The organism is Acidiphilium sp. JA12-A1, assembly GCF_000724705.2.
Classification (GTDB): domain Bacteria; phylum Pseudomonadota; class Alphaproteobacteria; order Acetobacterales; family Acetobacteraceae; genus Acidiphilium; species Acidiphilium multivorum.
In genome coordinates this window covers 1-7365 of sequence record NZ_JFHO01000125.1, presented here as the reverse complement: position 1 = coordinate 7365, position 7365 = coordinate 1, and the positions used below count along the sequence as shown (strand labels likewise).

Genomic DNA, 7365 nt, shown 5'->3' with positions numbered 1-7365 from the left:
GGCCCGCGCCGCCGCCGGCCAGCGCCGGCACGAGCTGAGCCCGCACGAGCTGATCCCGCCCCTGGGCGAAGGGCGTTCTTGCCAGTCCTCGCCCCGCTCGCCATAACCCGCGCATGGACATCATCGACTCCGTGCGCGCCGCCCTGGTGCCGCCGCACCGCGCCGGCCGGCCGTTCATCGCCGCCGGCCTCGTCGTCTTCCTGATCGGCCTCGCCACCGCCGGCTGGCTGGCCTGGCTCGGCGCGCTGTTCGCGCTGTTCTGCCTGTTCTTCTTCCGCGACCCCGCGCGCGTGCCGCCCGCCCGGCCCGATGCCCTGCTCGCCCCGGCGGATGGCCGCGTCGTCATCATCGACGAGGCGCTGCCGCCGCCCGAGCTCGGCCTGCCGGCGGTGATGATGCCGCGCATCGCCACCTTCCTCTCGGTGCTCGACGTGCATGTGAACCGCGTGCCGATGGCCGGCATCGTCACCCGCATCTCCTACCGCCACGGCAAGTTCGTGAACGCGGCGGCGAAGGAGGCCGAGGAGAACGAGCGCAACGCCCTCGCCATCCGCCTCGATTCCGGCGCCGAGATCGCGGTGGTGCAGATCGCCGGGCTGATCGCGCGGCGCATCCTGTGCGACGTGCACGAGGGCGACCGGGTGGAAACCGGCGCGCGCTTCGGCATCATCCGCTTCGGCAGCCGCACCGATCTCTATCTGCCGCCCGGCACGGTGCCGCTGGTCGCGGTCGGCCAGCGCATGGTCGGCGGCGAGACGGTGATGGGCCTGCTGCCCCCCGCCGCGCCGCAAGGCGGGTCATGAGCGGGGCGGAAAAGCCGCCGCTCTTCGCCCTGCCCCGGCGCCGCCCGCCGCGCCGCCCCCGCCTGCGCGGCATGAGCTTCAACCGCATGCTGCCGAACCTGCTGACCCTGTTCGGCCTCTGCGTCGGCTTCAGCGCGATCCGCTTCGCGCTCGAGCAGCGCTTCGGCGGCGCGGTGATCGCCATCGCCGTCGCCGGCGTGATCGACGGGCTGGACGGCCGGCTCGCCCGCCTGCTCAAGGCGACCTCCCGCTTCGGCGCGGAATTCGACAGCCTGTCCGACTTCCTCTGCTTCGGCGCGGCGCCGGCGCTGGTGCTCTATCTCTGGTCGCTCAGCGCCTGGGGCGCGTTCGGCTACCTGCCGCCGCTGATGTTCACCGCCTGCATGGCGCTGCGCCTCGCCCGCTTCAACGCGGCGATCGACGAGATCCCGCACGAGGCCGATGGCCACCTGCCCGCCTTTCGCTTCGCCGGCAACTTCTTCACCGGCGTGCCCGCCCCGGCGGGGGCGGCGATCGCGCTGCTGCCGATCTATCTCGGCCTCGAGGCGGCGCGGCACGGCGGCGCCGGCCTCGCCACCCTCGCCCGCGCGCCGGCGCTCAGCGCCGCGGTGCTGGTCGGCACCGCGCTGCTCTGCATCTCGACGCTGCCGGTCTGGAACTTCAAGAACTTCAAGGTGCCGCCGCACTACGTCATCGGCATCCTGCTCGGCGTGATCGTCGCCGCCGCGGTGCTGATGGCCGATCCCTGGCTCGGCCTCTCGCTGCTCGTCGTCGCCTACCTGGCGATGCTGCCGTTCAGCCGCCGCAGCTTCAAGCGCCTGCAGGCCGAGGCCGAGGCGCGCTGGCGCCAGGGGGCCGAACGCGGCTCGGAATAGCGCGCGGCGCTCACTCCGGCGCGGCGAAGCGGGCGAGGCGCACGGCGGTATGGCCGCGGCTGGTGCGCAGGCTCGGCATGATCAGCAGGCAGTCGTCGTGCGGGGTGCGGATCTCCGCCGCGCCGTCGCGCGCGAGCAGCGTGTCCCGCCGGCGGATCACCTCGCCGCCGCGGAACGGCCGCACGAAGGCGAAGCGGCCGGTATTGGCGGTCACCACCCGCGAGACCTCGGCGAAGCGCGGCGGCGTGCCCGCCGGCACCGGCCCGATCATGCCGGCGCGGGCGAGCGCGGCATCCACGCTCGCGCGCATCTGCCGCACCGTGTCCTCCTGCCAGTGCTGCCCGGCCTCGACCAGCACGGCCGCGGCATCGCCCGCCTCGGCGAGGAAGCGCGGATGGTCGATCAGCCGGCGCCCGCCGGCATGGCCGCCATCGGCCACCACCAGCGCCGGCGTGCCCATCGCCATCGCCAGCGCCCGGCTGCGCGCGCCCTGGCCGCACAGGACCAGCGGGTCCGAGGGCCAGAGCATCGAATGCAGGTCGATCACCCAGTCCGCCTCGGCGATCAGCGGCCAGATCGCGCGGGCGCGGTCGAGCTCGGCGGAGCGGCGCGGGCCTTCCAGCGCCGCCGGGTCCCACACCCGGTTCAGGTCCTCGTCGACGAAGCGCGAGGCGACCGGGTTCTCCGGATCGAAGCGGCGATAGGCGGCGAGGTTGACGAAGCCGAGCGTGAGCCGCCCGCAGGCCGGGCGCGGCCCCTCGCGCAGCAGGGCGTCGAGCACCGCGGCGCCGGCGATCTCGTTGCCGTGCATCAGCGCCAGCACCATCACATGCGGCCCCGAGCGCGGGGCGGCGAAGGTGATGAACCCCTCGATGCCGGTATTGCCCGGCAGCCAGGGCGCAAGGTCGGGCGCCGCGAGCCGCACCTCGAAGCGCGGCAGCGATGCCGTGTCGCTCCCGGCCGCGCTCATCACGGCGGCGCCGCCGGTCCGGCGCGGTCGTGGCGGGCTTTCATTCGGCGCGAACTTGCCATGGCGCCACTCTACCCAGAGATGAAAAACCTGCAACCGTGCGACATGTGTTGACGAAATGTCCGGCTGGCACGAAAACGCCGCGATGCAAGCCGCGCCGACTCTCATGGCCGCAACCCAAGCCATCGCCGACGGACAGGCCGCTCCGGTCACCGCCCGCGTCCTGTGCACCGACCTCGCCGGTCTCCGCTCCCAGGCCCTGGGCCTCGCGGAAGCCGCCGGATTCCGGACCGATTTCCGCGTCATCGCGCCGAAGCGGCCGTGGACCCTGTTCTCGCCGATGCTCTGGCCCGATCCGCGCTGCGCGATCGACGCGGCGGCCCTCGCCCCGCCGGAGGGCGACCTGATGCTCGGCGCCGGCGGGGCCGCCGCCCGCGTGCTGGCGACGCTGCGCCGGCCGGACCTGCCGGCCGTGATCATCCAGCACCCGCGCATGGACACCGGCCGGTTCGACGCCGTGGTGGTAGCGAGGCACGACGGGCTGACCGGCCCGAACGTCATCGTCACCCGCACCGCGCTGCACCGGGTCACCCCCGAGCGCCTCGCCCTCGAGCGCGCGCTGTGGGCGCCGCATTTCGCCGGCCTGCCGCGCCCGCTCGTCGCCGTGCTGGTCGGCGGCTCGAACGGCCGCTACCGGCTCGACACCGCGGCGGCGCGCACCCTCGCCGAGCAGCTCGCCGGGATGATGGACCGCGACCGCGTCGGGCTGATGCTCACCCCCTCGCGCCGCACCGAGCCCGCCGCCCGCGCCATCCTCGATGAGGCGCTGCGCCCGCGCGGCGCCTGGATCTGGGACATGCAGGGCGAGAACCCCTATTTCGGCATGCTCGCCGTCGCCGACGCGATCGTGGTGACGGGGGATTCCGTCTCGATGGTCTCCGAGGCGGTGGCCACCGACGCGCCGGTGATGATCGCCCGCCTGCCCGGCAAATCCACCCGCATCGGCGCCTTCATGGACGACATGGTCGCCTGCGGCCGCGCCCGGAACTTCGATGGCCGGCTGCAGACCTGGGCCACCGCGGCGCTGAACGACACGCCGATGGCCGCCGCCGAGCTGCGCCGGATGCTGGGAGTCTGACTTCGATGCTCGAGATCGACACGTTCGACAATGTCCGCGGCGGCAACGCGGTCTACAAGGCGCTGGCGCACCCGCTGGCCGCCGCGGCGCTGGAGCGCCTGGCCGCGCGCCTGGCCGCCGCCGGCCCGGTCGCGGTCTACGATCCCGAGCGCATTTTTGCGCCGCTGCGCGCCCTGGCGCCGGCGTTTCCGGTCGATGCCGTCTACGTGCACGACACGCTGGCGATCGGCGAGCGCCGCGGCGGCCTCGCCACGAGGCCGCTGACCGACCTCGTCGCCGCCGCACCCGCCACCGTGCTGATCGCCGCCTTCGACGCGCACCGCCTGGCCGACCGGCTGGCCACTCTGCTGCCCGGCGCCGACATCCTCACCCTCGACGAGGTGCGCCTGCCCGACCGGCTGCTGACCAACCGCCGCCGCTATCTCGACCCGCTGAACTTCGCCACCAATTTCGCCTTCTTCCGCGACGACGACGCGATGACGACCAGCCTCGTCACCGCGAATTACTGGCACGGCTACGGCGCGACCGGCGTGCACCTGTGGTGCCGCCTGTTCGACGCCGCCGGCGCGGTGCTCGCCGAGTTCGAGCGCGCGCTGCCCGATCACGCCGGCAGCGTCCGCATCGACAGCGCCGAGGTGCGGCGCGCGCACGGGCTCGGGCCGTTCACCGGGCAGCTCTTCATCCACGCCATCGGCGTCGCCGGTCACGATGTGGTGAAATACGCGCTCGACACCCATGCCGCCGGCAACGGGGCGAGCCTGTCCTGCACGCACGACGCCAATGCCTGGCCCTCCGAGCGCTTCGCCGGCCTGCCCGCCCCGCGCGAGGACGAGACGGTGATCCTCTGGGTGCAGAACAGCCACGCCGTGCCGATCCCCGCCGGGGCGATCAGCCTCGACCGGATGGGCGCCGAGGCGCCGGTGGCGCTGCCCGAGCCGATCGCCCCGTTCGCGACCCGCGCCATCGACGTCGCCGAACTGCTGCCCGGGCTGCGCTGGCCGGCGCAGATCGAGCTGCGCGCCGGCCGCCACGTGGTGCGCCCGCGCTACGAGGTGGTGCGCGCCGGGCGCACCCGCATCGCCCACATGAATGTCGAGCGCGCCGACCTGCGCCCCGATCCGGCGATCCGCAGCCTCTCGCCGCTGCTCGGCCGCGGTTTTCTGCTCCCCTTCCCGATCCTGCCGCGGGAGCGGTTCCGCTCGGTCGCGCTGCCGACACCGATGGCCCACACCCAGGCTGACCTGCCGCTCCGGCTCGACGTCTTCGCGCCGGACGGACGCAAGGTGGCCGAGCACCGGCCCGGCACGCTCCCGCGCGACCATGCCTGCGCCATCGATCTCGACGAGGTGCTGCCGGAGGGCGCGCTGCCGGAAGGCGGGCATGGCGAGCTGGTCTACGACTTCGCCGGGGGCGGCGAGGCCGATGGCTGGCTGCACGGCCTGTTCCGCTACGAGGCGCGGGACGGCTCGCACGCCGCCGAAACCAGCTTCGGCGCGCATGTGTTCAACACGCTGATGACCTGGAAGGGCGAGCCGCAATCCTATTCCGGCCCGCCGCCCGGCCTGTCGACCCGGCTGTTCCTCGATCTCGGCAGCGCGACGCGGCCGAGCTTCTGCGTGCTGACCTACCCCGCCTCCGCCGCCTGGCATCCGCACTCGGCCACCGTGCTGATGCTGCACGACGCCGAGGGCCGCGTGCTGGCCGAGCAGAAACTGGCCATCGCCTGCTCGGGTTCGGCCATCGTCGAGCCCTGGCGGATCTTCGGCGCCGAGGTGCTGGCGCGCGCCGCCGGCGGCTATGTCATCATCCGCGACGCGACCTGCCGGCTGTTCGGCTATCACGGCAAGCACGACGGCGCCGGCCTCGGCCATGGCGCGTTTTCGTTCGATCACATGTTCGGGTTCTGAATTCAGCGCAATCCCGCGCCGCCGCCCTCGCAACGATCGCGGTTTTGGCGTAAGGGGTTGATCATGCAGGCAAGACGGACCTTCCGGCGCATCGCGGTCATCGTTGTCGCGATCGTCATTCTGGCACCGCTCGCGGTCATCGGCCTATTCCTCGCGAGCTTCGATCCCAACAGCTACAAGCCGCAGGTGATCGCCGCGGCGGAACGGGCGCTGCACCGGCCCGTCAGCATCGACGGGCGGCTGCGCATGAGCCTCTCGCTGGTGCCGACGATCTCGGCCACCGGCATCACCATCGCCAATCCGCCCGGCTACCAGAACACCAATCTCGCCACCCTGCGGCGGATCGAGGCGAAGGTCGCGCTGCTGCCGCTGCTGCGCCACCAGCTCAACATCCTCGATCTCGTGCTGGTCGATCCGGTGATCAACCTCGAATACGGGCCGACCGGCACGCCCGACTGGCTGATCGGCCAGGGCGCCCCGGCACCCGCCGGCACCGGCACCGGGTCCGCATCCGGCCCGGCGGCCGGCGTCGCCCTGCAATCGGTCTCGATCGAGAACGGCACGATCACCTACCACCCGCCGATGGCGCTGGTCCCGCTCAACGCCGGCCAGCCCGCCGCGCTGGCGACGCCGCAGCCCACCGTCCTGCACATCGCCCGCTTCACCGGCCGCGCCGCCTCGCTCGACGCGCCGCTGCAGCTGGCGATCGACGCGCAGTACAACGGCACCCCCTTCACCGTGGCCGGCACCACCGGGCCGGTCTCGCGGCTGACCGGCAGCGTCGCCGGCGGTGCGCCCTGGCCGGTGGACCTGACCGTGAGCGGCCAGGGGGCGAACCTGCGCGTGACCGGGCAGATCGCCCATCCGCGCGAGGCCAGCGGCTACGCGCTGCACCTGCACGCCACGGCACCCGACCTCGCCCCGCTCGCTGCCTACCTGCCCGCCGCCGACCGCGGCGACCTGCCGCCGCTGCAACAGGTCGACCTGCGGGCGGATCTCGGCCCGCCCGCCGGCGGGACCCTGCCCTCGGTCACCAATGTCAGCCTCACCGCCGGCAAGTCGGACCTGACCGCCTGGCGCAAGGGCCTGTCGCTCCGCTCGATGAACATCACCCTGCCCGCGCTCGACCAGGCGGTGGACGTCGCGCTGGCCGGCCAGTACCAGGGCCGGCAGGTCGGGCTCGAAGGCAAGGCCGGCCCGGTCGGCCCCGTGATCGAGGCGGCCCTCGGCGCACCCGCCCCGGCCCACGCCGTGCCCACCGAGCGCTTCACCATGAACGTCGCCGGCCGGGTCGGCAACGCGCTGTTCAACGCCGCGGGCGGCATGGCGACCCCCTCGAAGCTCGCCGGCGTCGCGATGAAGCTGAGCGCGACGATCCCCGATCTCGCGAAACTCTCCGACCTCGTCGGCACGCCGCTGCCGGCCTGGACCGATATCGGCGTCTCCGGCCTGCTCACCGATCCGGGCGGCCAGGGGCTTGCAAACACGGTCGCGCTGAACAGCCTCGCGATCAGCTCCGCCCAGGCGCAGCTCGGTGGCGCCTTCAGCCTGCGGCTCGGCCCGAAGCCCGACCTGCAGGCGGTGATCCACGCCTCGCGGATCGACCTGACGGCGCTGCTCAAGGCGATGCCGAAGCCGGCGGCGGCCACGCCCGGCACGGCCGGCGCCGGCG

6 protein-coding genes are annotated in these 7365 nt (G+C 73.5%); 5 read left to right on the top strand and 1 reads right to left on the bottom strand.

Features of this window, described 5'->3' with window-relative positions:
- The first annotated feature begins 113 nt into the window (after window positions 1-113).
- Together RT91_RS17975 and RT91_RS17970 are read left to right on the top strand one after the other, a co-directional pair.
- On the top strand, window positions 114-803 hold the full coding sequence (locus RT91_RS17975) for a phosphatidylserine decarboxylase (RefSeq protein WP_012040237.1): 690 nt from the start codon (window positions 114-116) through the stop codon (window positions 801-803).
- Window positions 800-1678 carry a phosphatidylcholine/phosphatidylserine synthase gene (locus RT91_RS17970; protein WP_012040236.1) on the top strand — a complete coding sequence of 293 codons (879 nt, stop codon included), beginning with the start codon at window positions 800-802 and terminating at the stop codon, window positions 1676-1678. The genes RT91_RS17975 and RT91_RS17970 overlap by 4 nt, the downstream gene beginning before the upstream one ends.
- A gap of 10 nt (window positions 1679-1688) precedes the next feature.
- On the opposite strand, the gene RT91_RS17965 is transcribed toward RT91_RS17970, so the two are convergent.
- Window positions 1689-2648 (bottom strand): succinylglutamate desuccinylase/aspartoacylase family protein, encoded by a 960-nt coding sequence (locus RT91_RS17965; protein WP_035188952.1) that lies wholly within the window; start codon window positions 2646-2648, stop codon window positions 1689-1691.
- A gap of 118 nt (window positions 2649-2766) precedes the next feature.
- Between RT91_RS17965 and RT91_RS17960 the strand changes: the two genes are divergently transcribed.
- From RT91_RS17960 to RT91_RS17950, 3 genes are all read left to right on the top strand, one after another.
- On the top strand, window positions 2767-3786 hold the full coding sequence (locus RT91_RS17960; RefSeq protein ID WP_035188949.1) for a mitochondrial fission ELM1 family protein: 1020 nt from the start codon (window positions 2767-2769) through the stop codon (window positions 3784-3786).
- A gap of 5 nt (window positions 3787-3791) precedes the next feature.
- Window positions 3792-5693, top strand: coding sequence for a hypothetical protein (locus RT91_RS17955; RefSeq protein ID WP_035188947.1), 1902 nt, complete (start codon window positions 3792-3794; stop codon window positions 5691-5693).
- A 63-nt stretch (window positions 5694-5756) separates the two neighbouring features.
- Window positions 5757-7365, top strand: a 1609-nt coding sequence (locus RT91_RS17950; protein WP_035188950.1) for an AsmA family protein, incomplete at its 3' end; no start/stop codon positions are given.

Bases quoted from the DNA above. Each gene is read 5' to 3' on its own strand.
- RT91_RS17975 (WP_012040237.1), top strand. From the start codon at position 114: ATGGACATCATCGACTCCGTGCGCGCCGCCCTGGTGCCGCCGCACCGC.
- RT91_RS17970 (WP_012040236.1), top strand. From the start codon at position 800: ATGAGCGGGGCGGAAAAGCCGCCGCTCTTCGCCCTGCCCCGGCGCCGC.
- RT91_RS17965 (WP_035188952.1), bottom strand. From the start codon at position 2,648: ATGAGCGCGGCCGGGAGCGACACGGCATCGCTGCCGCGCTTCGAGGTG.
- RT91_RS17960 (WP_035188949.1), top strand. From the start codon at position 2,767: ATGTCCGGCTGGCACGAAAACGCCGCGATGCAAGCCGCGCCGACTCTC.
- RT91_RS17955 (WP_035188947.1), top strand. From the start codon at position 3,792: ATGCTCGAGATCGACACGTTCGACAATGTCCGCGGCGGCAACGCGGTC.